This is a genomic window from Dactylosporangium sp. CS-047395 (genome assembly GCF_050942185.1).
In the GTDB taxonomy this organism is placed as follows: Bacteria; Actinomycetota; Actinomycetes; order Mycobacteriales; family Micromonosporaceae; genus Dactylosporangium.
This window is the reverse complement of sequence record NZ_CP192015.1, coordinates 9,888,720-9,913,792: the sequence shown is the minus strand read 5'-3', so window position 1 is coordinate 9,913,792 and position 25,073 is coordinate 9,888,720. Positions and strand designations below refer to the sequence as shown.

Annotated in this window: 23 protein-coding genes and 1 pseudogene; 16 read left to right on the top strand and 8 right to left on the bottom strand. The window is 70.3% G+C overall.

The window, feature by feature from the left end; genetic code table 11:
- Positions 1 to 307: 307 nt before the first annotated feature.
- Positions 308 to 1,053, top strand: a pseudogene (locus ACQP00_RS46355) (IS110 family transposase); the annotation flags it as partial.
- Between the two features lie 67 nt (positions 1,054 to 1,120).
- Here ACQP00_RS46355 and otsB read toward each other — a convergent pair.
- Together otsB and ACQP00_RS46345 are read right to left on the bottom strand one after the other, a co-directional pair.
- Positions 1,121 to 3,679 carry a trehalose-phosphatase gene (gene otsB / locus ACQP00_RS46350; RefSeq protein ID WP_433209943.1) on the bottom strand — a complete coding sequence of 853 codons (2,559 nt, stop codon included), beginning with the start codon at positions 3,677 to 3,679 and terminating at the stop codon, positions 1,121 to 1,123.
- Between the two features lie 108 nt (positions 3,680 to 3,787).
- Positions 3,788 to 5,188 (bottom strand): alpha,alpha-trehalose-phosphate synthase (UDP-forming), encoded by a 1,401-nt coding sequence (locus ACQP00_RS46345; RefSeq protein ID WP_433209941.1) that lies wholly within the window; start codon positions 5,186 to 5,188, stop codon positions 3,788 to 3,790.
- A gap of 110 nt (positions 5,189 to 5,298) precedes the next feature.
- Here ACQP00_RS46345 and ACQP00_RS46340 point away from each other — a divergent pair, with 110 nt between their 5' ends.
- From ACQP00_RS46340 to ACQP00_RS46305, 8 genes are all read left to right on the top strand, one after another.
- Positions 5,299 to 5,868 carry a hypothetical protein gene (locus ACQP00_RS46340; protein ID WP_433209939.1) on the top strand — a complete coding sequence of 190 codons (570 nt, stop codon included), beginning with the start codon at positions 5,299 to 5,301 and terminating at the stop codon, positions 5,866 to 5,868.
- A gap of 99 nt (positions 5,869 to 5,967) precedes the next feature.
- A complete protein-coding gene (gene ettA / locus ACQP00_RS46335) occupies positions 5,968 to 7,647 on the top strand; it encodes an energy-dependent translational throttle protein EttA (protein ID WP_433209937.1) in 1,680 nt (559 codons plus the stop codon).
- A gap of 17 nt (positions 7,648 to 7,664) precedes the next feature.
- Positions 7,665 to 8,066, top strand: coding sequence for an acyl-CoA thioesterase (locus ACQP00_RS46330; protein ID WP_433209935.1), 402 nt, complete (start codon positions 7,665 to 7,667; stop codon positions 8,064 to 8,066).
- Positions 8,066 to 8,689, top strand: a complete 624-nt coding sequence (locus ACQP00_RS46325; protein ID WP_433209933.1) for a hypothetical protein — start codon at positions 8,066 to 8,068, stop codon at positions 8,687 to 8,689. The genes ACQP00_RS46330 and ACQP00_RS46325 overlap by 1 nt, the downstream gene beginning before the upstream one ends.
- Before the next feature lie 169 nt (positions 8,690 to 8,858).
- Entirely contained in the window at positions 8,859 to 9,413 is a 555-nt protein-coding gene (locus tag ACQP00_RS46320; protein ID WP_433209931.1) for a YbjN domain-containing protein, read from the top strand.
- Between the two features lie 401 nt (positions 9,414 to 9,814).
- On the top strand, positions 9,815 to 11,692 hold the full coding sequence (gene lepA / locus ACQP00_RS46315) for a translation elongation factor 4 (protein WP_433209929.1): 1,878 nt from the start codon (positions 9,815 to 9,817) through the stop codon (positions 11,690 to 11,692).
- Positions 11,689 to 12,189 carry an NUDIX hydrolase gene (locus ACQP00_RS46310; protein WP_433209927.1) on the top strand — a complete coding sequence of 167 codons (501 nt, stop codon included), beginning with the start codon at positions 11,689 to 11,691 and terminating at the stop codon, positions 12,187 to 12,189. Before lepA ends, ACQP00_RS46310 begins: the two co-directional genes overlap by 4 nt.
- A gap of 72 nt (positions 12,190 to 12,261) precedes the next feature.
- Positions 12,262 to 12,540, top strand: a complete 279-nt coding sequence (locus ACQP00_RS46305) for a GlsB/YeaQ/YmgE family stress response membrane protein (protein WP_433209925.1) — start codon at positions 12,262 to 12,264, stop codon at positions 12,538 to 12,540.
- A gap of 72 nt (positions 12,541 to 12,612) precedes the next feature.
- On the opposite strand, the gene ACQP00_RS46300 is transcribed toward ACQP00_RS46305, so the two are convergent.
- The 3 genes from ACQP00_RS46300 to ACQP00_RS46290 all read right to left on the bottom strand — a co-directional run bounded on the left by ACQP00_RS46300 (position 12,613) and on the right by ACQP00_RS46290 (position 15,406).
- Positions 12,613 to 13,533 carry a phytanoyl-CoA dioxygenase family protein gene (locus ACQP00_RS46300; RefSeq protein ID WP_433209923.1) on the bottom strand — a complete coding sequence of 307 codons (921 nt, stop codon included), beginning with the start codon at positions 13,531 to 13,533 and terminating at the stop codon, positions 12,613 to 12,615.
- A gap of 146 nt (positions 13,534 to 13,679) precedes the next feature.
- Positions 13,680 to 14,573 carry a hypothetical protein gene (locus ACQP00_RS46295; RefSeq protein WP_433209921.1) on the bottom strand — a complete coding sequence of 298 codons (894 nt, stop codon included), beginning with the start codon at positions 14,571 to 14,573 and terminating at the stop codon, positions 13,680 to 13,682.
- 56 nt (positions 14,574 to 14,629) lie between these two features.
- Positions 14,630 to 15,406, bottom strand: coding sequence for an enoyl-CoA hydratase-related protein (locus tag ACQP00_RS46290; protein ID WP_433209919.1), 777 nt, complete (start codon positions 15,404 to 15,406; stop codon positions 14,630 to 14,632).
- Positions 15,407 to 15,423: 17 nt separating this feature from the next.
- On the opposite strand from ACQP00_RS46290, the gene hemW reads away from it, so the two are divergent.
- On the top strand, positions 15,424 to 16,620 hold the full coding sequence (hemW, locus tag ACQP00_RS46285; RefSeq protein ID WP_433209917.1) for a radical SAM family heme chaperone HemW: 1,197 nt from the start codon (positions 15,424 to 15,426) through the stop codon (positions 16,618 to 16,620).
- A gap of 24 nt (positions 16,621 to 16,644) precedes the next feature.
- Here the strand turns inward: hemW and ACQP00_RS46280 are convergent, their stop codons facing one another.
- Positions 16,645 to 17,232 carry a DUF4870 domain-containing protein gene (locus ACQP00_RS46280; RefSeq protein WP_433209915.1) on the bottom strand — a complete coding sequence of 196 codons (588 nt, stop codon included), beginning with the start codon at positions 17,230 to 17,232 and terminating at the stop codon, positions 16,645 to 16,647.
- Positions 17,233 to 17,416: 184 nt separating this feature from the next.
- Between ACQP00_RS46280 and hrcA the strand changes: the two genes are divergently transcribed.
- From hrcA to ACQP00_RS46265, 3 genes are read left to right on the top strand one after another with little or no spacing between them, the layout of a single operon-like run.
- Positions 17,417 to 18,439, top strand: coding sequence for a heat-inducible transcriptional repressor HrcA (gene hrcA, locus ACQP00_RS46275; RefSeq protein WP_433209913.1), 1,023 nt, complete (start codon positions 17,417 to 17,419; stop codon positions 18,437 to 18,439).
- Positions 18,440 to 18,465: 26 nt separating this feature from the next.
- Entirely contained in the window at positions 18,466 to 19,593 is a 1,128-nt protein-coding gene (dnaJ, locus tag ACQP00_RS46270; RefSeq protein ID WP_433209911.1) for a molecular chaperone DnaJ, read from the top strand.
- The gene (locus ACQP00_RS46265) at positions 19,590 to 20,288 is read left to right on the top strand and encodes a 16S rRNA (uracil(1498)-N(3))-methyltransferase (RefSeq protein ID WP_433209909.1); all 699 of its coding nucleotides are present in this window, start codon (positions 19,590 to 19,592) and stop codon (positions 20,286 to 20,288) included. The genes dnaJ and ACQP00_RS46265 overlap by 4 nt, the downstream gene beginning before the upstream one ends.
- An 11-nt stretch (positions 20,289 to 20,299) precedes the next feature.
- Here the strand turns inward: ACQP00_RS46265 and ACQP00_RS46260 are convergent, their stop codons facing one another.
- Positions 20,300 to 21,022 (bottom strand): SDR family NAD(P)-dependent oxidoreductase, encoded by a 723-nt coding sequence (locus ACQP00_RS46260; RefSeq protein WP_433209907.1) that lies wholly within the window; start codon positions 21,020 to 21,022, stop codon positions 20,300 to 20,302.
- A 59-nt stretch (positions 21,023 to 21,081) separates the two neighbouring features.
- On the opposite strand from ACQP00_RS46260, the gene ACQP00_RS46255 reads away from it, so the two are divergent.
- On the top strand, positions 21,082 to 22,404 hold the full coding sequence (locus ACQP00_RS46255; RefSeq protein WP_433224235.1) for a serine hydrolase domain-containing protein: 1,323 nt from the start codon (positions 21,082 to 21,084) through the stop codon (positions 22,402 to 22,404).
- A gap of 105 nt (positions 22,405 to 22,509) precedes the next feature.
- Here the strand turns inward: ACQP00_RS46255 and ACQP00_RS46250 are convergent, their stop codons facing one another.
- The gene (locus ACQP00_RS46250; protein WP_433209905.1) at positions 22,510 to 23,295 is read right to left on the bottom strand and encodes a VOC family protein; all 786 of its coding nucleotides are present in this window, start codon (positions 23,293 to 23,295) and stop codon (positions 22,510 to 22,512) included.
- 232 nt (positions 23,296 to 23,527) lie between these two features.
- Between ACQP00_RS46250 and ACQP00_RS46245 the strand changes: the two genes are divergently transcribed.
- Entirely contained in the window at positions 23,528 to 24,601 is a 1,074-nt protein-coding gene (locus ACQP00_RS46245) for a PhoH family protein (RefSeq protein WP_433209903.1), read from the top strand.
- Between the two features lie 14 nt (positions 24,602 to 24,615).
- The gene (ybeY, locus tag ACQP00_RS46240) at positions 24,616 to 25,071 is read left to right on the top strand and encodes an rRNA maturation RNase YbeY (protein WP_433209901.1); all 456 of its coding nucleotides are present in this window, start codon (positions 24,616 to 24,618) and stop codon (positions 25,069 to 25,071) included.
- The last annotated feature ends 2 nt before the right edge of the window (positions 25,072 to 25,073 follow it).

Genomic DNA, 25,073 nt, shown 5'->3' with positions numbered 1-25,073 from the left:
CTTTTCGCTGGACGGGGTATAAATCCTATAAGTCCGATCACGGAGTGTCGGACTTATCGGAAAAAAGGCGCCGCGTTACCTTTTTCAGGTCCCCGTTGGGGACGCTCGGTCGTCTGGTCCGGTATGACTTCCTGCCCCTGTCGTTTGGATGATCCGGGGGATGTTGTCGCCGGGCCGGGTGGCGCCGACGGGCCGCTGATTGGGACACGACCACCCGTGGCGCTGGGTAGGTCTCTTCGTAACGTGGCTGCCGGCAGTCGACGCCAGACGGGGCGATCGAGGCTGGGGCTCGTTGCGGGGAGGCAAACTCGCCCGCCACGGCCGGGTCCTGGTGGTGGTTGACCAGCCCGGCTCGATCGGCGCGCTGCCGGTCGCGGTCGCCCGTTCCTGCGGCCACCAGGTTGCTTACCTGCCTGGACTGGCGATGCGTCGCATCGCCGATCTGCACCCCGGCGCGGCAAAGACCGACGCCCGCGACGCCTACGTCATCGCCGACGCCGCCCGCACGCTGCCGCACGCCCTGCGCCGCGTCGATGTCGGCGACGATCTCGCCGGTGAGGCTACCCGGGTCTCCAACCGCATCCGCGGGCTGCTGACCCAGATCCACCCCGCCCTCGAGCGGGTCCTCGGCCCGAAAGTCCAGCACAAAGCCGTCCTTGAGCTGCTGTCGCGCTGCGGCGGCCCCGCCAGGCTGCGCAAGGCGGCCGATCGAACCTGGCCGAGATCGTCCGTCCGCACGCGCCCCGCATGGGCGAACGCGTCTGGCTGAGCAGATCGTCGCCGCGCTGGGCGAGCAGACGCGCCGGCCTGGCCCCGGCCACCCGCCGCTCCGGCAGCAGCATCCGCAGCGAACACCCACCCAAAGGCGGCAACAAACAGCTCAAACGCGCGTTCTTCCCCGCCGCGTTCGCCAGCCTCTCCCACCCACCCTCACGCGCCGCCGGGAAACGCCACAACGCCGCCCTCATCCGCCTCGCCCGCCGACGCATCGACGTCCTGTTCGCCATGCTCCGAGACAAGGTGCCCTACCAAACCCGCCAAGCTGCCGCTTGACGAAACCCATAGGGACCCCGCAAAAAGGGCGCCCCCCGCTGAAGAGGGGCGCCCCGGGAAAAGCGAATTACGCGCGATCAAGCTCCAGCGCGCACCGAATCAGCCCCAGGTGCGAGTAAGCCTGAGGATGGTTGCCCAGCGCCCGCTCCGTCATCGGGTCGTACTCCTCCGGAATCAGCCCGGTCGGCCCCGCGCACTCGATGAACTGGGCGAACAACTCCTCCGCGTCAGCCCGCCGGCCGGTGCGCAGGTACGCCTCGATCATCCAAGTGGTGCACAGGTGGAAGCCGCCCTCCACGCCCGGGAGGCCGTCGTCCCAGCGGTAGCGGTACACCGTCGGGCCCTCGCGCAGGTCGGCCTCCACGGCCAGGACCGTCGCCAGGAAGCGCGGGTCGTCGTCCTGCAGCAGGCCCGACAGGCCGATCCACAGCACCGAGGCGTCCATCTCCTCGTAGCCGTAGGCGACCGTGTAGGCGCCGATCTTCTCGTTCCAGCCCTTGTCGAGCACGTTGTCCGCGATCGTCTTGCGCAGGGTCTGCCAAGCGTCGGGGACCGGGCGGCCCTGGCGCTCCAGGAGTTGGATGCCGCGGTCGACGGTCATCCAGCACATGACCTTGGAGTACACGTAGTGCCGCGGGCGCCGGCGGGCCTCCCAGATGCCGTGGTCCGGCTCGTGCCAGCGGCGCTCGACGGCCTCGACCATGGCGGCCATGAGCGCGAAGTCGCCCTCCTCGGGCGGGCGCACGTCGGCCAGGGCGCAGATCAGGTCGGCGACCGGGCCGAACACGTCGAGCTGGACCTGGCCGTTGGCGGCGTTGCCGATGCGCACCGGGCGGGAGCCGGCGTACCCGGGCAGCGCCTCGATCACGGCCTCGGGGCCGAGCTCGTTGCCGTCGAGGGTGTACAGCGGGTGGAGCCGCTCCGGGTGTCCGTCGGTGTTGTCGGAGACCCGCAGCGTCCAGCGCACCAGCGACTCGGCCTCCTCGGTCGAGCCGAGGTCCACGAGGGCCTTGGCCGTGAGCGAGGCGTCGCGCAGCCAGCAGTACCGGTAGTCCCAGTTGCGGGAGCCGCCGATCTCCTCCGGAAGCGACGACGTGGCCGCGGCCAGGATCGCGCCGGTCGGCTTGTGCCACAGGCCGCGCAGGGTGAGCGCGCTGCGGCGGACGAGGTCCTTGGCCACCGAGGGCAGCTTGAGCGACTCGGCCCAGTCCCGCCAGGCGGCCTCGGCGGCGATCTGGCGCTCCTCCAGGGCCACCCGCGGCGCCTCGATCGAGTCGGTGCCCAGGCGCAGCTCCAGCATGGCCGTGCCGCCGGCCGCGTTCAGGTCGACGGTCGCGCGCGCGGTGTCGCTGTGGCCGTCGGAGGTGATCTCCCATTCGATGCCGGGGGAGTACAGCGCGATCGGCTCGTTGCTGCCCAGCACCAGCAGGCCGTCGCCGCCGAGCGGCTGCAGGCGGATGTGCACCTGGCCGAAGTCGGGGCGCGGGACGAAGTCGATGCGGGCCCGGGAGCTGCCCGACAGCACCCGGATCAGCGAGTTGCCGGTGCGGTGGTGGTCCAGCCAGTCGGTGACGGTCAGCCCCGACCAGCGGGTCTCCACGGTCATCGTGCCCGGGCGGTAGCGCTGCCCGAGGGGGGTGCCGCCGCGCTCGGGCTGCACCGTGAAGTGCCCGGCCGCCGTGTCGCCGAGCAGGTCGGCGAAGACCGCGCCGGAGTCCGGCTTCGGGTGGCACAGCCAGGTGACCCGGGCCGCCGGGGTGAGCAGGGCGACGGTGTGGGTGTTCGAGAGCATCGAGTGCCGTTCGATGGGCACGGCCTGCTCGCCGAAGAGCCAACGGCGCCGGGTGTACAGCAGAAGCTCGAGAATCCCCACCGCCGCCGAGGCGTCGTCGATGCGGAAGCGGGCCTGAGTCTCCTCCTGAGCGTCACCGACCTTGATGCCGAGGTCGGGCCCGTGCAGGTGCGCGAAGGCCTTCTCGTCGGTGGCGTCGTCGCCGAGGTACACCACCGCGCTCGCGCCGACCTGCATGCGCAGCGCGTCGACGGCGAGGCCCTTGTCGGTCGGCACGACGGAGAGCTCGATGACCTCCTTGCCGGTGGTCACCTCGATGTCGGGCCAGAGCGCGGCCCCGCTGCGCACGGCGTCGAAGACCCGCTGGGCCACGTCGCGCGGCGCGGCCCGGGTGTGCACGGCGATGCTCGCGGGCTTGCCCTCCAGCCGGACGCCCGGCTGGTCCTTGCAGATGGCGTTGAGCGCCGCCTGCAGCTCGTTGCGGCGCTGCTGGCGCTCCGGGGGGAGCTCGTCGATGTAGCCGACGTCGAACTCGGAGCCGTGGCTGCCGACGAGGCGCACCTCGGCGGGGAGGCGGGACAGGGCGGCTAGATCGCGCAGGGCCCGGCCGCTGATCACGCCCACCGTCGTCTGCGGCAGCGACGAGAGGGCGCGTACGGCGGCTACGGACTCGGCGGTCGGAGTCGCCTTGGTGGGGTCCGCGACGATCGGCGCGAGGGTGCCGTCGTAGTCACATGCCACCAAGAGGTTGGGCACGCGGGCGACGCGAAGCACCGCCGCGCGGAGGTCCGGGTCGAGCGAGAGGCCGTTGCCTGTCGCCGAGATCTGGTTCATGTCCGGCCTGTTCGTGGAAGTCGGTTGTGCATGCAGGGTGTTCGACTGGGTGTCGAGTGATCGGGTGTCGGGTGGTGCGGTCGTACGGGCGCCGAGCCGACGGGCGGGTCATGATGCGGCGCCGAGCGCGTCCAGAAACGAGTCCGCCCAAGTTCGGACATCGTGGGCGCGCAGGTGGGAATGCATAGCATGCATTCGCTTGCGGCCCTCGACCGGGTCGACCTGGATCGCACGCATGAGTGCGTCTTTCACCCCGTCGAGGTCGTGCGGATTGCACAGGAACGCCTGGCGCAGCTCGGCGGCCGCGCCCGCGAACTCGGAGAGCACGATGGCGCCCCGGCCGTCGGCGTGGGCGCCGACGTACTCCTTGGCCACCAGATTCATGCCATCCCTCAGCGGAGTCACCATCATCACGTCGGCCGCAACATACAACGCGGCCAGCTCAGCCCGACTGTACGACTGATGGAGATAGTGCACGGCGGGTTGGCCAACTCGTCCGTACTCCCCATTGATCCGCCCGACCTCACGCTCGACGTTCACCCGGAGCGTCTGGTAGTGCTCCACCCGCTCCCGGCTCGGCGTAGCCACTTGTACCATCACCGTCTCGGGCGCCGTGAGTCGTCCATCCGACAGCAGTTCCCTGAATGCCTTGAGCCTTCTTTCGATGCCTTTGGTGTAGTCGAGCCGGTCCACCCCCAGAATGATCGTCCGCGGCTCACCCAGCTCGGTGCGGATGGCGGCCGCTCTGGCCTGCACTTCCGGGGAAGCCGCGAGCCTGCGCATCTCCTCGACGTCGATCGAGATCGGGAAGGCCTCGGCGCGCACGGTGCGCCCCTCCCACTCAACGATTCCGCGGCGCACTCGGGTGCCCAGCAGATGTCGGGCCAGTTGGACGAAGTTCTGTGCGCCGAGTGGACGTTGGAAACCGACCAGATCGGCACCGAGCAGACCCTTGAGAATGTCCGCGCGGCGCGGTAGTTGCATGAACAGTTCGACGGGCGGGAATGGGATGTGCAGAAAAAAGCCGATCTTGAGATCGGGGCGGGACTCGCGCAACAGTGCGGGTACGAGCTGCAACTGATAGTCCTGGATCCACACCGTCGCGCCCGGTGCGGCATCGTCCGCGACGGCCTTGGCGAATCGCTCGTTGACCAGGCGGTACGACTCCCACCATCGACGCTTGAAGATCGGTGTCTCCACCGCGTCGTGGTAGAGCGGCCACAGGCTGGAATTGGAGAAACCCTCGTAGTAACGCTCGATCTCACCGGCGCTGAGCGGGACCGTGTGCAGGTGGATGCCGCCGGCCTCGAACGTCTCCTCCTTGGCGTCGGCGTCCCCCGCCCCGCCGGGCCACCCCACCCACGTGCCGTTGCGCTGCTGGAGCACCGGCTCGAGCGCCGTCACGAGTCCGCCCGGGCTTCTGCGGTAGCTGACCTCTCCGTCCGGGCCGACCACCTTGTCGACGGGCAACCTGTTGGCGACCACTACGAATGCACTGTCTCCAGCCACGTGTCGAGTCCTCCCCCTGGGTGATCCACCCTCGTACTTTCAGCCTACTGATCCCCGGAGCGACCTGGCAGCATGCGGAGTGCTGGCTCACAGGTGCGATCCTGCTGTGCATGTCGCGAATCGGGGCCGATCAACCCGAACAGGGATCGAGCCGCACCCCTACCGTCGTTCTGCTGTCGTTGCTGATCCTCGCCGTCGCCGGGGCGCTGTTCGGATACGTCCTCGGATTACGCGACATCGATGAGAATAAGTCAGCGTCCGGTGACGTTCCGTCGGCGGTACCGTCGGATGTGACCTCGGCCGGCGCCGCGCCGCCCAGCAAGGTGGTGGACTGCCCGCCATTCATCAGCGCCGCCGTCAAGCAGCTGCGCCCGGACGCCGCGACGCCGCTGCAGCAGGTGCAGTACGTGCGGACCGACAGCAACAAGGAGGCCTGGATCTGCCGCGAGAGGGACGGCTCCGGGCTGTGGTACCAGGGCCACGACCGCAAGGAGAACTGGTTCGACGGCGGCGAGATCCCGGAGGAGGGCAAGAACGGCCTGCTCCGCCCCGACGTGCAGGATCGCGGCAACCGGACCTACGCGGTGACCAACCAGGATGTCACCTACGTGGTGACCCCGCGGGGCCTGTCGATCGGCTCGCGGACCTACGGCGCGATCCAGGCCTACCCCGCTCCGTGAGGGGCCGGTTGGGCGGTTCGGGCCGGGCCTGGAAAGATTGGGCCCATCCGCACGCAAACATTTCGCAGACATACAGCTGACCGGAGGTAGGGGCGCACCGTGGCGCAGTACATCTACGTGCTCGAGAAGGCGCGCAAGGCGCACGGCGACAAGGTCGTGCTCGACAACGTCACGCTGTCGTTCCTGCCCGGCGCGAAGATCGGTGTGGTCGGCCCGAACGGCGCCGGCAAGTCGAGCCTGCTCAAGATCATGGCGGGGCTGGACAAGCCCAGCAACGGCGAGGCCCGGCTCATGCCCGGCTACACCGTCGGCATGCTGCTGCAGGAGCCGCCGCTCAACGAGAGCAAGACGGTCCTGGGCAACATCGAGGAGGCCGTCGCCGACACCAAGACCAAGCTCGCCCGGTTCAACGAGGTCGCCGAGCTCATGGCGACCGACTACACCGAGGAGCTCATGGAGGAGATGGGCCGCCTGCAGGAGGAGCTCGACCACGCCGACGCGTGGGACATCGACTCCAAGCTGCAGCTGGCCATGGACGCCCTGCGCTGCCCGCCGCCGGACGCGGACGTGACCCAGCTCTCCGGCGGTGAGCGCCGCCGCGTCGCGCTGTGCAAGCTGCTGCTCGAGGCGCCCGACCTGCTGCTGCTGGACGAGCCGACCAACCACCTCGACGCGGAGAGCGTCAACTGGCTGGAGCAGCACCTGCAGAAGTACGCCGGCGCCGTGCTGGCCGTCACCCACGACCGGTACTTCCTGGACCACGTGGCCGAGTGGATCGCCGAGGTCGACCGCGGCCAGGTCCACGGCTACCAGGGCAACTACTCCACCTACCTGGAGAAGAAGGCCCAGCGCCTCGCGGTGGCCGGGCGCAAGGACCAGAAGCTGCAGAAGCGCCTCAGCGAGGAGCTCGAGTGGGTCCGGTCCAACGCCAAGGCCCGGCAGACGAAGTCCAAGGCCCGCCTCGAGCGCTACGAGGAGATGGCCAACGAGGCCGAGAAGACCCGCAAGCTCGACTTCGAGGAGATCCAGATCCCGCCGGGCCCGCGCCTGGGCAACCTCGTCATCGAGGCCAAGGACCTGGTCAAGGGCTTCGACGAGCGCGGCGTGCTGATCGACGGGCTGTCCTTCTCGCTGCCCCGCAACGGCATCGTCGGCATCATCGGCCCCAACGGTGTGGGCAAGACCACGCTGTTCAAGACCATCGTCGGGCTGGAGAAGCCGGACGCCGGCACGGTCCGGGTCGGCGAGACGGTCAAGCTGTCCTACGTCGACCAGAACCGTTCCGGCCTCGACGGCGACAAGACGGTGTGGGAGGTCGTCTCCGACGGCCTGGACCACCTGATGGTCGGCAAGGTCGAGATGCCCTCGCGGGCCTACGTGGCCGCGTTCGGCTTCAAGGGCCCGGACCAGCAGAAGCCGACCAAGGTGCTGTCCGGCGGTGAGCGCAACCGGCTCAACCTGGCGCTGACGCTGAAGATCGGCGGCAACGTGATCCTGCTGGACGAGCCGACCAACGACCTCGACGTCGAGACGCTCTCCTCGCTGGAGAACGCCCTGCTGGAGTTCCCCGGCTGCGCCGTGGTCATCTCCCACGACCGGATGTTCCTGGACCGCGTGGCCACCCACATCCTGGCCTGGGAGGGCGACGACGAGAACCCGGCCAAGTGGTTCTGGTTCGAGGGCAACTTCGAGTCGTACGAGAAGAACAAGGTGGACCGGCTCGGTGCCGAGGCGGCCCGGCCGCACAGCGTCACCTACCGCAAGCTCACCCGCGACTGACGGTGACGGCTCGCTAGGTGGCCCGGTTCATCTATCACTGCGCCCTGCGCTGGTCCGACCTGGACGCGTACGGGCACGTCAACAACGCGCGCTTCCTCACGCTGTACGAGGAGGCGCGCGTTGCCCTGATGTTCACCGCCGCCCGGGCGGCCGGCCTGGAGTCGTTCGAGAACGGCATCGTCATCTCACGTCATGAGATCGACTACCTCCGGCCGGTCGACTACGGCGACCCCGTCCGCATCGAGCTGTGGATCGAGGAGATCCGGGTCTCTCGATTGACGGTGGCCTACGAGCTGTTCGACGGCGACGAGCTCGCGTCAAGGGCGCGCACGGTGTGCGTCCCTTACGACCTGGAGGCCGGCCGGCCCCGCCGGGTGCGCGACATCGAGCGCGAGTTCCTGTCGCCCTGGCTCGGATAATGGGCTGGCTGGCCGAATCCGGACGGGCCGAGGCCCGCGCGTTCGCCGCGCGGGTGGCCCGGCTGGACCCCGCCGCGGTGGTGCGGTTGCGCCCGGCCGGGCCGGGGTCGACGGCGCTCTGGTCGCGCCTGCCGTGGGGGGTGCTGGTCTGCCGCGGCATCCCCGTGGCGGTCGACCGGGACCGCACCGCGGCCGCCCGCGACCTGGGCGCGCCGGTCGATGACCGCGTTCCCACATCGCGGGACACGGATTGGCGCTGGTCGCTGCCGCCGCTGCCCGGCACCGTCGTCGAGCGGATCCCCGCGGCCGACGTGCTGCGGGTCGGGGCGGCCGCCGCCGCGACCCTGCGCACCGCCGCGACCGAGGGGGTCGGCGGCCGGCCGGTCGGCTCCCGGATGCTGCGCGACGCGCTGCTCGATCACGAGCCGATCGTGGTGACCACCGAGGGCGGCCGGCGTATACCGGTCTCGCAGCGGCTGGTCCAGGCGGTCATCCGGATGGGCTTCGTCGCCGACGGCTCCGGAGACTTCGTCGATGTCCGGATTTCGGGCCCATGGACGGCCCTGGCCTGCGCATATGGCTCTGCCTGGCATCGCGGGGGCGGATCACCCCTCATCGGATAGACGGCTGTAAGACCCTCACCCGAACGGGTGGTGCGAGGGTGAAATTGGGGGCTGCTGAAACTCGACCGAACGGGTACCGTCCTCTTTCGGGTCCACCGCCGAGCGAATTCGCCCGGCGACGGACCGCACATGCGGGTGGAGGCGCACGGGGGAGCAGGGAGCCGGGACGATGCCAAGGTGGCCATGGCGGGCCGAGCAGTCGAACGGGTCGAAGACCGACTCGATCGTCGCTCAGCTGCCGCGGGAAGACGCGACCCCGACGATCGACGGAGCGTGCGAGAAGCCGCAGGATGACGGCGCGGGAGTCATCGCGCCGGTGACACTGCTACGGGTCGCGGAGGCCCTCGAGAAGCTCGACATCCGATACCTGACCGACGGCGACGGCAGCCTGCTCGCGCTGTGGGAGCGCCACGCGGTGCTCTTCGCGCTGGAGGGCCCGTCCGACGAGATCCTGGTCATCCGGGCCCGGCCGCACGCGACCGTGCCGCCGGACTGGTCCGACCGCGCCTACCGGGTGATCAACGAGTGGAACCACACGCGGCGCTTCTACAAGGCCTACGTGGCGGATCCGACCGACCGCGGCCAGCTGCCCATCTACGCCGAGATGCAGGTGCCCCTGCTGTCGGGCGTGCATGACGCGCTCGTCGCCGAGCTCGTCGACTGTGCGGCCGTGGTGGCCCTCGGCTTCGTCGACTGGCTCCACGACGAGGGCGCGCTGCTGTAGCGCCGCCCTGCCGGCGCGCGGTTCGAGCTATGCAGTTGTCCGCCGCGGATGAAGGCGACAGGACCCGCTCCGGAGCGTTCCTGATGCGATCCCACGTGACGCCCGGCCGGCGAGGCCGGGCGCGCGACCTGACTCGCCGACCCTCGTCCGGACGGGACGGGGGACCGCGGTCCAGTATTCGATGCAGGTCTCTCGATGTCCTCTCGGCCGGCTCTCACGGGCCTCTCGGACTCGTCCCGCGCGGGGTCTGTACCCCATGATGCCCGATTTATGCGTTGGACTGGCCGGAAATCCGCAAAGCCGACCCGGAAGAGACCTCCGGAAGGCACGGCCGTGAGCCGGTTTCGCGGCGGGCGTGGGACGATGTAGGAGATCCCCAGCCCGATGAGGAACGGACGCCTGTGCCACCGACGATCGACCCCGGCGTGAACCGCCCCGGCGCCACCGCGCCGGACCGGATTCGCAACTTCTGCATCATCGCCCACATCGACCACGGCAAGTCGACCCTGGCCGACCGGATGCTGCAGCTCACCGAGGTGGTCGACGTCCGGCAGATGCGGGCGCAATACCTCGACCGCATGGACATCGAGCGCGAGCGCGGCATCACGATCAAGAGCCAGGCCGTGCGCATGCCCTGGACGGTGCGCGAGGGCGGGCTGGCCGGCGAGGGCTTCGTCCTCAACATGATCGACACCCCGGGGCACGTGGACTTCACCTACGAGGTCTCGCGCAGCCTGGCCGCCTGCGAGGGCGCCGTCCTGCTGGTCGACGCGGCCCAGGGCATCGAGGCGCAGACGCTGGCCAACCTGTATCTCGCGCTCGAGAACGACATGCAGATCATTCCCGTGCTCAACAAGATCGACCTGCCGGCCGCGCAGCCGGAGAAGTACGCGGAGGAGCTGGCCCACCTCATCGGCTGCGAGCCGGACGACTGCCTGCGGGTCTCGGGCAAGACCGGCGTGGGCGTCCCGCACCTGCTCGACGAGATCGTGCGGCAGATGCCCGCCCCGACGCCCGGCGACGACACCGCCACCCGCGCGATGATCTTCGACTCGGTGTACGACGTCTACCGCGGCGTCGTCACCTACATCCGGGTCGTCGACGGCCGGCTGGGGGCCCGCGACCGGATCAAGATGATGTCCACCGGCGCCGTGCACGAGCTGCTGGAGATCGGGGTCATCTCGCCCGAGCCGATCAAGGGCGACGGCCTGGGCGCCGGCGAGGTCGGCTACCTCATCACCGGCGTGAAGGACGTGCGCCAGTCCCGGGTCGGCGACACCGTCACCATCAACGCCAAGCCCGCCACCGAGCCGCTGGGGGGCTACAAGGACCCCAAGCCGATGGTGTACTCCGGGCTGTACCCGATCGACGGCTCGGACTACCCGCTCCTGCGCGACGCGCTGGACAAGCTGAAACTGAACGACGCCGCCCTGGTGTACGAGCCGGAGTCGAGCGCGGCCCTGGGCTTCGGCTTCCGGTGCGGCTTCCTGGGCCTGCTGCACCTGGAGATCATCCAGGAGCGGCTGGAGCGCGAGTTCAACCTGGACCTGATCTCGACCGCGCCCAACGTGGTGTACCGCGTGATCACCACCGACGGCACGCAGGTCGCGGTCACCAACCCCAGCGAGTTCCCGGACGGCAAGACCGGCGAGATCTTCGAGCCGACGGTCCGGGCCACGGTGCTGACCCCCAACGACTTCGTCGGCGCGGTCATGGAGCTCTGCCAGGGCCGCCGCGGCACGCTGCTGGGCATGGACTACCTGTCCGCCGACCGCGTCGAGCTGCGCTACACGCTGCCGCTCGGCGAGATCATCTACGACTTCTTCGACCAGCTCAAGAGCCGCACCAAGGGCTACGCGAGCCTGGACTACGAGCCCTCCGGCGAGCAGGCCTCCGAGCTGGTGAAGGTCGACATCCTGCTGCACGGCGAGCCGGTCGACGCCTTCAGCTCGATCGTGCACAAGGACAAGGCGTACAACTACGGCGTCACCATCGCCGGCAAGCTGCAGAAGCTGATCCCGCGCCAGCAGTTCGAGGTGCCGATCCAGGCCGCCATCGGCAGCCGGATCATCGCCCGCGAGACGATCCGCGCCATCCGCAAGGACGTGCTGGCCAAGTGCTACGGCGGTGACATCAGCCGCAAGCGCAAGCTGCTGGAGAAGCAGAAGGAAGGCAAGAAGCGGATGAAGATGGTCGGGCGCGTGGAGGTGCCGCAGGAGGCCTTCATCGCCGCGCTGTCGACCTCCGACGCACCGGCGGGGGACAAGCCCAAGAAATGAGGCACTGTCCGCGCTGCGGGGCTCCCACGGGGGCCCTGCCGGCCAAGTGCGGCGCGTGCGGGTACGAGGCCTACCTCAACCCCCGCCCGACCGGCACCGTCATCATCGTGCGGGACGGGACGTTCCTGGCCGTCCGGCGGGCCCGCGACCCCCGGGCGGGCTGGTGGGACCTGCCCGGAGGGTTCTGCGACGGCTTCGAGCACCCGGCCGACGCCGCCGTGCGCGAGGCCCGCGAGGAGCTCGGGGTCGCCGTCGAGCTGGGCGAGTTCGCCGGCATGCACATCGGGTCCTACGACTTCCAGGGCGAGCGCCTGCCGGTGCTGGACTGCTTCTGGCTCGCGACCATCGTCGGCGGCGAGATCGCGCTGGACCCGGCGGAGGCGAGCGAGTACACCTGGCTGCCCCTGCACGACCCGCCGGAGATGGCGTTCCCGACGATGGACCTGGTATTACGCAATCCGGTCATTGGTCGTTTCGGATCGCGTTTGGCGCACTGAGCCTCCGGGCAATACAAGTTCAACCGCAAAGCACGACCCCCCTGGTTGAGCTTGGTAAAAGGAGGAAGACCAGTGACTGTCACCGGAATCATCACCGCGCTGATCGTCGGTCTTATCATCGGCGCGCTTGGCCGGCTGGTCGTCCCCGGCCGCCAGAACCTGCCGATCTGGCTGACGATCGTGGTCGGCATCATCGCCGCCTTCCTGGGCACGCTGATCGCCAACGCCATCGGCATCTCGACGGACACCCCGGGCGTCGACTGGGGCGAGCTGCTCGTCCAGGTCGTCGTGGCCGCCATCGGTGTGGCCCTGGTGGCCGGGTTCGCCGGCCGCGGCCGCCGCGCCCTGTAAGTTTCACCATCTGCAAAACGCGCAACGCCCCCGGCCGGGAATGGCCGGGGGCGTTGCGCGTATCTCAATTCTTTAACGCAGCCAGGGAATCGAACGGTCGAGCAGGCCGCGGGTCTTCAGCTCCTTGCGGAGCGGAATCTCCTCGTCGATGTAACCGTTCCAGTTGATGCCCCAGTAGTTCGCCGTGTGGCTCGCCTCACCGAGCAGCTGGCGCTGCACCGGGGTGCGGTTGTTCCACCACTCGCCGTCGAAGTCGATCGGCATGTCGTCGAGGATGCGAATCCACCGGTACGTGTAGCCCACGAACAGCATCTTGCGCGTGATCGTGGAGTAGTTGGGCGACCGGGAGTGCCAGAGGCGGCGGTCGAAGATGAAGCAGTCACCGGGGTTCGCGGTGATCTCGACGGTGCCCTCGGGGTCGGGGTTGTGCACCGTGGTGTCGGCCGGGCGGGGCAGCGAGTTCCAGAGGTGGCTGCCCGGGATGACCTTGGTGGCACCCCGGCCGGTCTCCGACAAGTCGGAGATGACGTACGCGACCTTCAGCGAGAACATGGGCCGCGGCAGGTTCGGGTCCATCGTCTCCGGGTCGGAGTTCTGGCGGTACCCGTCCTGGTGCCAGCCCCACGAGGGCGGCTCCTCCTCGGAGGTGGGCGGGGTCACGTCCAGGTGGTTGTGGTGCGTGTAGATGTTCCACCCGGCCAGGCCCCACATGTACGGGAAGATGGTCGGCTGGGTCAGCAGGTGCCCGAAGAGCTCGTCGCGGTTGAGGAAGCCCAGCAGGTGGAGCGTGCCGTCCTTCTTCATGCTCTTGGAGCCGGCCGCCTTCTCCTCCTCGTAGACCCGGTCCATCGCGGCCTCGAGCTGGTTGCGGTGGTCCTCGGTGAGGACGTTGCGCACGAGCAGGAAGCCGTTGTCCAGGAACTCCTTGCGGTCGGCCTCACTGATCGGCTCGTAGCCGGTGAGACCGCCGTAGTCGGGTGCAGCGGACGTCATGTCCTCCCCTTACCTTTGTCTTGCGCTCGCGTTGTCTCGAACGACCGATGGTAACGCGAGGTGCATGGGCGGCCGATTCGGGAGTTGGCCACCTGACAATGTCCGATCGGGCGACAACCCGCTGGTCGCGCGGAACGTCAAGGTCTTCAGTAGACCTCGGCGACGACCCGTTCCCCGCCGGGACCGGCGTCGATATCGCCACGCTCCGTCACGTGCGCCCACGCTCCGCTCGCGGCCGTCCACTGCATGTCGCCGTAGACGACCCGCTTGACGCCCTGGTCCTGGGCGTGGGCGACCAGCCAGTGGGCGTACTGCCAGCCGGACTTCGCCTCGTTGACCTTCAGCGCGACGCCGACGACGTTCTGCACGTCCGCGGTCTTCACCGGGCCCCAGTCCAGCTTCAGGCTCGCCCCGAGCGACTTGACCGCCTCCGGGCCGCGGCTGGCCTCCTCGGTGACGCTGCACGCGACCGCGCCGGTGACCTCGCCGCTGAGCGCCTTGACCATGGTCTCGGACTCGTCGGTCCACTTCTCGTACGCCTCGGGGTGGGCGCTGCGCTGCACCTCCTGGGCGGCGTCGGTGACCCGCATCTTCTCCCAGCCCTTGACCTTGAGCAGGGCGGTGAAGAAGGCGTTCGCGGCGTACCGCGGGTCGGCGATCTGCTCCGGCTTGCCCCAGCCCTGGCTCGGCCGCTGCTGGAACAGCCCGATCGAGTCGCGGTCGCCGCCGGTCAGGTTCTCCAGCTTGGACTCCTGCCAGGCGGTGGCCAGGGCGACGACCAGGCCGCGGTGCGGGACCTTGCGGGTCAGCCCGACGGCGGTGATGGTGGCCGCGTTGGCCAGCTGCTCGGTGTCGAGTTCGACCTCGGCGGCGTCGCCGGAGGTCCCCACGGCCGCGTTGCCGGCGTTGACCACGCAGGCCCGGCCGGTGGCGATGGTCAGCGGGAGGTCCTTGCCGACCTTGTTGATGACCACGTACGCGCACAGCGCCACGGCCACGGCCGCCAGGGCCGCGATCGTCACCGTTCGTCGCGCGCGCATGCTGATCACCTCCCGGTAGAGCGAACAGCGTACTTGCCGGAAGCCAGCGAACAGCGTCAGGCGGCGCCGTCGGGTACCCAGTTCGGGTCCCTTTTCTCCCGGAACGCCAGCATGCCCTCCCGGCCCTCGGGTGAGCCGAAGTAGGAGACGGACAGGGCCGTCATGGCCCGGATCTCGTCACCGAACGTGTCGGCCCGCCGACTGCGCAGCAGCTCCTTGGTGCCGGCCAGGGCCCCGGGGGCGCCACGGACCAGGGCGGCCACGTAGCCGGCCACGGCTTCGTCGAGCTGTTCGGCGGGGACGGCCGCGGTCACCAGCCCGATCCGCTCGGCGCGCGGGCCGTCGAAGGTGGCGCCCGTGAGGTACAACTCGGCGGCGTCTCGTGAGGAGAGGCGAGGAAGCACTGTGGTGGAGATCACCGCCGGCACCACGCCGATGCGCACCTCGGTGAACGCGAAGGTCGCGTCGGTGCTGCACACGGCGATGTCGGCGGCGGCGATCAGGCCGAGGCCGCCCGCCCGGGCCGGGCCCGCGACCCGCGCCACGACCGGCTTGCGGCCCTCCCAGATCGCGGCGAGGACGTCGCCGAGCCGGGTGATCGGCGGTTTGCCGGAGCCGATGGCGGCCGCGGTCTCCTTCAGGTCGGCGCCGGAGCTGAACACCGGGCCGGTGTGGGTGAGCACGATCGCGCGGACCGCGTCGTCGGCGTCCGCCGCGGCCAGCGCCGCGAGGAGCTCCTCGATGAGCGCCGTGGACAGCGCATTGCGGTTGGGCGGGCTGTCCAGGGTGAGGGTCGCCACGCCCCGGGCCGTTTCGGATCGCACCAGAGACATGCGGGCACACTAGTGAAATGCCAGGAGCACTACCAGAAGGCGAGCCGGTACCCCGGGACGGCGCCCTCCCCCCGGGCGTCGCGGAGGGGGCGGGCCGCGGCGGCTTCGGCGTGTACGTCCACGTGCCCTTCTGCGCGACCCGGTGCGGGTACTGCGACTTCAACACGTACACGGCGAGCGAGGGCGTGCTCAGCGCCGGCTACGCGGAGCAGGTCCTCGACGAGCTGGCGCTGGCCGCGAAGGTGGTCGGCCCGCCCCGCGTCGACACGGTCTTCTTCGGCGGCGGCACCCCGACGCTGCTCCCGCCGGCCGAGCTCGGGCGGATCCTGGAGGGCATCGACCGCACGTGGGGCCTGGCCGCCGACGCCGAGGTGACCACCGAGGCCAATCCCGAGTCGGTCGACCCGGCCGGCCTGCGCGAGCTGCGGGCGGCCGGATTCAACCGGATCTCGCTCGGCATGCAGTCGGCGGCCCCGCACGTGCTGGCCGTCCTGGACCGCCGGCACACCCCGGGCCGGCCCGCCGCGGCCGCCGCCGAGGCCCGCGCGGCCGGGTTCGAGCGGGTCAACCTGGACCTGATCTACGGCACGCCGGGGGAGCGGCCCGAGGACTTCGCCGCCTCCCTGGCGACCGTGATCGACGCGGGGGTGGACCACGTCAGCGCCTACGCGCTCATCGTCGAGGACGGCACCCGGATGGCCGCGCGGATGCGCCGCGGCGAGCTGCCCTACCCGGACGACGACGTCGCCGCCGACCGCTACCTCGCCGCCGACGAGGCCCTGCACGCGGCCGGTTTCAGCTGGTACGAGGTGTCGAACTGGTCGACGGACTCGCCGTGCCGGCACAACGAGCTGTACTGGCGCGGCGGGGACTGGTGGGGGCTCGGCCCGGGCGCGCACAGCCACGTCGGCGGGGTGCGCTGGTGGAACGTCAAGCACCCGCACACCTACGCGGCGCGGCTGGCGGACTCGGCGTCGCCGGGGCAGGCACGGGAAGTACTGACGGCGGAAGAACGGCACATGGAGGACGTGCTGCTGCGCATCCGGCTCGCCGACGGGCTGCCGCTCGATGCGCTGGACGCGGCCGGTCTGGCGGGCGCGCGGGACTGCCTGGCCGACGGGCAACTCGATCCCGGGGCCTTCGCGGCCGGCCGGGCGGTGCTCACGCTGCGGGGCCGGCTGCTCGCCGACGCCGTGGCGCGGGCTCTGACGTGAGAGCCCGCGCCGGACGCGTGCGGCTTACTTGATCAGGCGGATGGTCATCGGGTAGTGGTACAGCTCCCCGTTGTTGGCCTTCATGCCACCGAGGATGCCGAACACGATGATGACGATCCACACGAGGAACGGCAGGAAGAACAGGATCCCGAACGAGCAGATCGAGACGATCACCGCCACGATCATGGCGATGCCCCAGGTGATCTGGAAGTTCAGGGCCTCGTTCGCGTGCGCCTTGACCGTCGGCGACTCGTTGCCCTTGGCCAGGAGCGCGACCAGCGGGGCGATGAAGCCGACGATGATGCCGCCGAAGTGGGCGATGAGCGCCCACGTCTTCTCGTCGCTGTTGGCGTAGCCGGCCGGCGCACCGGGCTGCCCGTAGGCGCCGGGCTGCTGGTAACCGGGCTGCTGGTACCCCGGCTGCTGGTATCCGGGCTGCTGGTAGCCGCCGGGCTGCTGATATCCCGGCTGCTGGTAACCCGGCTGCTCGTAGCCGGCGCCCGAGGTGGGCGGGGTGCCGTAGGCCCCGCCACCACTGGACGGCGGGAGGTACCCGGAGTTGGGGTCCTGCGGCATGCCGTAGTCCCCCGGGGGGCGAGGTGGTTCACTCATGGGGGCCACGGTAGGTGCATCGATCAAGTGGCGCCAGCGACACGACATGACGTCTTTTGGACAACTTTTGCGCAGCCCAGCCTTACTGCCGACTATCGTGCGCCAAACGATCATCGCGTGCCCTCGCGCGACTGACGTAGACTGGCACTCACGAGTTGGGAGTGCCAGTCCTCGAGGAGGTGCCATGGGCCTTGACGAGCGGAAGCTCGAAGTGCTTCGCGCCATCGTCGAGGACTACGTCGCCACCCAGGAACCGGTCGGGAGCAAGTCGCTCGTCGAGCGGCACAACCTGCGGGTCTCCCCGGCGACGGTCCGCAACGACATGGCCGTCCTGGAGGAGGAGGGCTACATCCGGCAGCCGCACACCAGTGCGGGGCGGGTGCCCACCGACGCCGGCTACCGGCTGTTCGTCGACAAACTCTCCCGGGTGAAACCGCTGAGCCAGGCCGAGCGCCGGGCCATCGAGCGGTTCCTGATCGGCGCGGTCGACCTCGACGACGTGGTGCACCGCACAGTCCGGCTGCTCGCCCAGCTGACCCGGCAGGTCGCGGTGGTGCAGTATCCGAGCCTGTCGCGGGCCAGCGTGCGGCACTTCGAGCTGGTGCCGATCTCCACCACCCGGCTCATGGTCGTCATGATCGCCGAGACCGGCCGGGTCGAGCAGCGCCTCGTGGACCTGCCCGGCCCGATCCTGGCCGACGACGTCACCGAGCTGCGCCGCATGATCAACGAGAAGCTCGTCGGCAAGCGGCTGGCCGAGACGCCGCCGCTGGTCGTGGCCCTGGTCGAGGAGACCGCGCCGAGCCTGCGGCCGCCGATGACGGCGCTGTCCACGGTGCTGCTGGAGACGCTGGTCGAGCGGACCGAGGAGCGCATCGCGCTCGCCGGCACCGCGAACCTGGCCCGCGGCGGGCTGCTGGACTTCCAGGGCTCGCTGCGCCCGATCCTCGAGGCCCTCGAGGAGGAGGTCATCCTGCTCAAGCTCTTCGGCGAGGTCGAGCCCAGCATGACCCGGGTGCGCATCGGCGACGAGAACGAGATCGAGGACCTGCGGACCGCCTCGATCGTGGCGACCGGCTACGGACCCGGCACCATGGTGGTCGGCGGGATGGGCGTGCTCGGCCCGACCCGCATGGACTACCCCGGAAACATCGCGACCGTGCGGGCCGTGGCACGCTACGTCGGCGACCTGCTGGCACAGAGTTGACATCTATCTCAGGGGCATAGGACTCAGTGGCGAAGGACTATTACGGGATTCTCGGCGTCAAGCGGGACTCCACAGCCGATGAGATCAAGCGGGCCTACCGGCGGTTGGCCCGCGAATTCCACCCGGACGTGAATCCCGACCCGGCGGCGCAGGAGAAGTTCAAAGAGATCAACGCCGCCTACGAGGTCCTGTCCGACCCCCGCAAGCGGGAGATGGTCGACCTGGGCGGCGACCCCCTCGCGCCCAGCGGCGGCGGCGCCGGCGGCCCGGCCGGCGGCGCGTTCGTCGGCTTCCAGGACATCATGGACGCCTTCTTCGGCACCCAGTCCGCCCGCGGGCCGCGCCCGCGCGTGCGCCCGGGCGCCGACGCGATCCTGCGCCTCGACCTCGACCTGCACGAGACCGCGTTCGGCGTCGAGGCGCCGATCCAGGTCGACACGGCCGTCGTCTGCACCACCTGCCAGGGCGCCGGCACCGCGCCGGGCACCCACCCGCAGACCTGCGAGATCTGCCAGGGCCGCGGCGAGGTCCAGTCGGTCCAGCGCACCTTCCTCGGCCAGGTCGTCTCGGCCCGCCCGTGCGCGGCCTGCCAGGGCTTCGGCACGGTCATCCCGCACCCCTGCGCGACGTGCGGCGGCGACGGCCGGGTCCGCACCCGCCGCTCGCTCACCGTCAAGATCCCCTCGGGCGTCGAGGACGGCATGCGCATCCGCCTGGCCCAGCAGGGCGAGGTCGGCCCCGGCGGCGGCCCGCCCGGAGACCTCTACGTCGAGATCCACGAGCGCCCGCACGACGTGTACTCGCGCAAGGACGACGACCTGCACTGCCGCGTCACGGTCCCGATGACGGCGGCCGCGCTCGGCACCCGGCTGACCATCAAGACCCTGGACGGCGAGGAGACGGTCGACGTCAAGGCGGGCACCCAGCCCACCTCGACCCTGCGCATCCGCGGCAAGGGCGTTCCGCACCTGCGCGGCGCCGGCCGCGGCGACCTCTACGTCCACCTGGACGTGCGCACCCCGACCCGCCTGGAACCGGAGCAGGAGCGCCTGCTGCGCGAGTTCGCCCGCACCCGGGGCGAGGAGGTCGCCGAGCTGTCGAAGCAGGGCGGCTTCTTCTCACGCATGCGCGACGCCTTCAACGGCCACGCGTGAGCCTGCCGCTCTTCCTGGTCCCTGCCCTTCCGCCGGGCCCGTCCTACGTCCTGGACGGCCCGGAGGGTCACCACGCCGCCGACGTGCAGCGCCTCCTCCCGGGCGAGGCCCTGCTGCTGTCCGACGGCGCCGGCGGCCTGGTCCGCGGCGAGGTCACCGCGGCCCGCAAGGGTGCTTTGACGCTGTCTCTGGATGAGCCTTCGTCGGTACCCGCACCCGACCCGTCGCTGACCGTGGTGCAGGGCATCGCGAAGGGGGAGCGGGCGGAGCTGGCGGTACAACTGCTGACCGAGGTCGGCGTGGACCGCATCGTGCCCTGGCAGGCCGCGCGGAGCATCGCCCGCTGGAAGGACGAGCGGCCCTTGCTGCGCTGGCAGGCAACGGCCCGGGAGGCGGCGAAGCAGTCGCGGCGCGCCTGGGTTCCGGCGGTCTCCACGGCGTGTGCGACCCGGCAGCTCTCGTTGTCGGGAACGGTGCTGGTGCTGCATGAGGAGGCTTCGGTACCGCTCTCCGCCGTGCCCCTCCCGTCCTCCGGCGAGATCACGCTGGTCGTCGGGCCGGAGGGCGGCGTGGCGCCCGAGGAGCTGGACGTCCTCGGAGGGACGGCCGTGCGGCTCGGGCCCGAGGTGCTGCGGACCTCGACCGCTGGAGCGGCGGCGGTTGCGGCAATTTCCGTCCGGCTCGGGCGCTGGTAGGTCTTGCTCTCCTACCGGAAGTAACTGGCGCCGGTCAGATCGAGAATGGTGCCGGAGGCCCACTCGGAAGACGCCAGGAACAGCACGGCGTCGGCGATCTCGGACGGCTCGGCGACCCGGTTGAACGGGCTCTGAGCGCGAATGACGTCGCCCTCCGGTGAAGCCAGCAACCCGGCCACCAGGTCCGTGGCGACAAAGCCCGGCGCGACCGCCGAAACCGCGATGCCCTGCGGGGCGAGCGCCTTCGCCAAGCTCTGCGTCATCGCATTGAGCGCCGCTTTCGCCGCCCCGTAAGCGGGGTGATCAGGCTCCCCGCGATAGGCACCCCGCGAGCTCACATTGATGATGCGGCCCCCGCGCGACAGGTGGCGGGCCGCGCACCAGCAGACGTTCGCCGGGGCCAGGAGGTCGACGGCCAGGGTGGCGTGCCAGGCGGCCTGCCACTCCTCGTACGTGGTCTCGGCGATCTTGTGCTCGAGGTAGACCGCGGCGTTGTTGACCACGACGTCCAGGCCGCCGCCCAGGGCCTCCGCGGCCTCGTCGACCAACGACCGGATCGCGTCCGGGTCGGTCAGATCGCCCGTGACCAGCGCGTGGCCCGTGCCCGGAAGGTCGAGGGGGGCGGGGGAGCGGCGGTGGACGGCCACCCGGTCGCCGGCGGCGGCGAAGGAGTGGGCGATGGCGGCGCCGATGCCGCGCGCCGCGCCGGTGATGAGGACCCTGCGTGCAGCCATGGGGCGAGCGTAAACGCCCATAGGATGCGGGGGTGAAGGTGTCGCAGCGGTACGAGCGCATGGCCCGGCAGGTCCAGTCCGAGGCCCGGGTCCCGGCCCTCAGCGTCGCGGTGCATCGGGCCGACCGTCCGCTGTGGACGTTTCAGGTCGGTGACGGGGTCGACGCCGGCAGTCAACTGCGCATGGGGTCCATCACGAAGACCTTCACGGCGGTACTGGTGATGCAGTGTCGTGACGAGGGCCTGCTCGACCTCGACGACCAGATCGCCCGGCACCTGCCCGTCAAGGCGCACGGCGAGCTGACCGTGGGCCGGATGCTCGCGCACCTGTCGGGGCTGCAGCGCGAGCCGTTCGGGGACGTGTGGGACACCATGCAGGCGCCCGACGTCGAGGGGCTGCTGGCCAAGCTGGACCGGGCCGAGCAGGTGCTGCGGCCGGGGCTGCGGTTCCACTACTCCAACCTGGCGATCGCGCTGCTCGGGCACCTCGTCGGGCGGCTGCGCGGGGGGACGTGGGCCGAGGTGCTCCAGGACCGCATCCTCGACCCGTTCGGGCTGCAGGACACCGCGGTGACGCCGGAGCGGCCGATCACCGGCTACCAGGTCGACGCCTGGTCCGACTACGCCCATCCCGAGCCCGCGACCGACTTCGGCGCCGTCGGGCCGGCCGCGCAGCTGTGGAGCACCGCCGGTGACCTGGCGCGGTGGGCCGCGTTCCTGGCCGATCCGCGCGAGATGGACCCGAACGGGACCGTCCTGTCGGCGGCGACCGTCGAGGAGATGCGGGTGCCGCAGGTGGTCACCGAGGACGTGCTCTGGGCCCGCGGCTTCGGGCTGGGGCTGGTGCTGCACCCGCGGCCGGGCGGGGAGCGGATCGTGCACGTCGGGCACGACGGGGCCATGCCGGGATTCCTGGCCGGCGCCTACGGCCGGGTCGGCGGCTCCGGCACGCCCCGGGCGCTGGGGGTGGCGTCGCTGGGATCGTCCGGTACCGCCGGGGAGATCTGCGAACTGCCGCACGAGCTGCTCGACGCCGTGGTCGAGCACGACCCCGCCGACATCGCACCGTGGGTTCCCGGGCCCCAGGCGCCGCCACGGTACCGCTCGGTGCTCGGGCGATGGTGGGGCGAGGGCTTCGAGTACGCGTTCAGCTGGCACGACGGGACGCTGCACGCCCGGTCCATCGACGCGCCGGGCAAGCGACCGCCGGCCGTGTTCGCGCCCGTCGACGGTGACCCGGACGTGTTCCGGACCGTCTCCGGCCGCGAGGCGGGCGAGCTGCTGCGCCTCACCCGCGACGCCGGCGACACCGTCGTGCGGATGCACTGGGCGACCTACCGCTTCACGCGGCGGCAAGAGGCGTTCGACGGGCACGAGTTCTAGGCAGGACCCGGTGCGGTCTTGAGGGGGTGTGGGTGGAGCGGAGCTCCCCCACCGCTTTCCAGGACATCGAGCGGTAGTCAACCGTGCCGGAAAGACCGTCCGTCGCTACCGGCTGATCATGGTGAAGACGGCCCCGTTCGGGTCCTCGATCACGGCGAGGCGGCCGTGCGGGGAGTCGAACGGGCCGTGCTGGACGCGGCCGCCGGCCCGCAGGACGCGCTCGGTGGCGGCATCGGTGTCGTCGGTGGCGAAGTAGACGCTCCAGTGGGCGGGTACGCCTTCCCAATCCGACGTCATCGTGAGCCGTCCGGCGACCGGGTCGGCGTCACCGAGACTCCACGCGGAGTAGTCGAAGGGTTCGTCCCCGGCGTCAACCGTGCCGGGGATCTTGATCTGGCGGTAGCCGAAGAGGCCGTGGTAGAAGAAGTCGGTCACGGTGGGTTCCCGGGTCGTCACCTCGGCCCAGCACAGGGCGCCGGTCTCGTCGAACAGCTGCGAGCCGGTGTGCCGGCCGGGCTCCCACGCGCCGAACGCGGCGCCCGACGGGTCCATGGCGAAGAGCATGCGGCCGGTGTCCGGGATGTCCATCGGCGCGACCAGCAGCTTGCCGCCGTGCTCCTCGATGCGGTGGGACGTCTCGGCGAGGTCGTGCGACATGAGGTACAGGCTCCAGGCGGCCGGCAGCTGCTCGGAGCCCGGCATCGGCGGGCTCATCCCGGCCACGATCCGGCCGTTCCTCAGGCACATGACGTAGTTGCCGAAGTCCGCCCCGGTGTCGGCGTACTCCCAGCCGAAGACGGTGGCGTAGAAGTGCTGCGCGGCCGGTACGTCGGCCGCCACGACATCCGCCCAGCAGGGCTCGCCGTCGATGTATCCGGTGCGCTCGACCATGGCTTGCGGCCTCCTCGGGAAATCGGTCAACTGCCTCCCTACCAGCGCACGAGGGTCCTTCGTGGCGGTTTCGGCGCAGACGGCATGAACGGCCGAACACGTACGGGGTGGTGCGCCGCAAAAAATCGGGCGGGTCGCTGCAGCGGGTAGCCGATACCATGAAGAGCCTGGACATGAGCCCAGACTGGAGCGAGCCCGGAAGCAGGTGCTTGAGGCCCATCGCGGCCAAGGTATGACCGAGACTCCGAACCCCGTGCCGGCAACCTCGTCGGAGCCGCCCGTGCGGGCCATCAGCAAGATCACTGTTCCCGACCCGCACGTCATGGTCAGGCTGCTCGGGGCCGGCGACGAGATCCTCAAGCTCGTCGAGCGGTCGGTGCAGAGCGATGTGCACGTCCGGGGCAACGAGATCACCATCACCGGCGCGGCCGCCGACAACGCCATGGCCGAGCGCATCTTCAGCGAGCTCATCGAGCTGGTGCGCAAGGGCGAGACGCTCACTCCGGACACCGTCCGGCGCACCGTCGGCATGCTGCAGCAGAACACCACCGAGCGCCCGGCCGAGGTGCTGACCCTCAACATCCTGTCCCGGCGGGGCCGCACCATCCGGCCCAAGACGCTCGGGCAGAAGCGCTACGTCGACTCGATCGACCAGCACACGATCGTGTTCGGCATCGGACCGGCCGGCACCGGCAAGACGTACCTGGCCATGGCCAAGGCCGTCCAGTCGCTGCAGGCCAAGCAGGTCAACCGGATCATCCTGACCCGCCCGGCGGTCGAGGCCGGCGAGCGGCTCGGCTTCCTGCCCGGGACGCTGTACGACAAGATCGATCCGTACCTGCGGCCGCTGTACGACGCGCTGCACGACATGATCGACCCGGAGTCCATCCCGAAGCTGATGGCGGCCGGGACGATCGAGGTGGCGCCGCTGGCGTACATGCGCGGCCGTACCCTCAACGACGCCTTCATCATTCTCGACGAGGCCCAGAACACCACGCCCGAGCAGATGAAGATGTTCCTCACCCGGCTCGGCTTCGGCTCGAAGATCGTCGTCACCGGCGACGTGACCCAGGTCGACCTGCCGGGGGGTACCCGCTCGGGCCTCAGGGTCGTCCGTGACATCCTCGACGGCGTCGAGGATGTCCACTTCGCCCAGCTCGGCAGCGCCGACGTCGTGCGCCACCGGCTGGTCAGTGAGATCGTCGACGCCTACGCCCGATGGGACGAAGCGCAGGAGGCTGAGCAGCCGGTGCGTGCCGTCCCGGACCGTGCCGCACAAGGCGGCCGGCCCGGGCGACGCAGATAGCCACGGGAGCGCTGTTGTCCATCGAGATCGCCAACGAGTCCGGCGTCGACGTCAACTCCGACACCATTCTCGCGGTGGCTCGGCACGCGCTCGACGAGATGGGGGTCAACCCCCTCGCCGAGCTGTCGATCCTGTGCGTCGACGTCGAGTACATGACCGAGCTCAACCACCGCTGGATGGACGGCGACGGCCCGACGGACGTGCTGGCCTTCCCGATGGACGAGGGCAGCGTCGACCACGGGCCGGGCGAGGGCTCCGGCGAGCCGGCGCTGCTCGGCGACATCGTGCTCTGCCCGGAGGTGGCCGCCAAGCAGGCCGCCACCGCCGGGCACGCCACGATCGACGAGCTGGCGCTGCTGACCGTGCACGGGATCCTGCACTTGCTCGGGTACGACCACGCGGAGCCCGAGGAGGAGGCCGAGATGTTCGGCCTGCAGGCGAGGCTGCTGGAGAGCTGGCGAAAGTCGTGAAT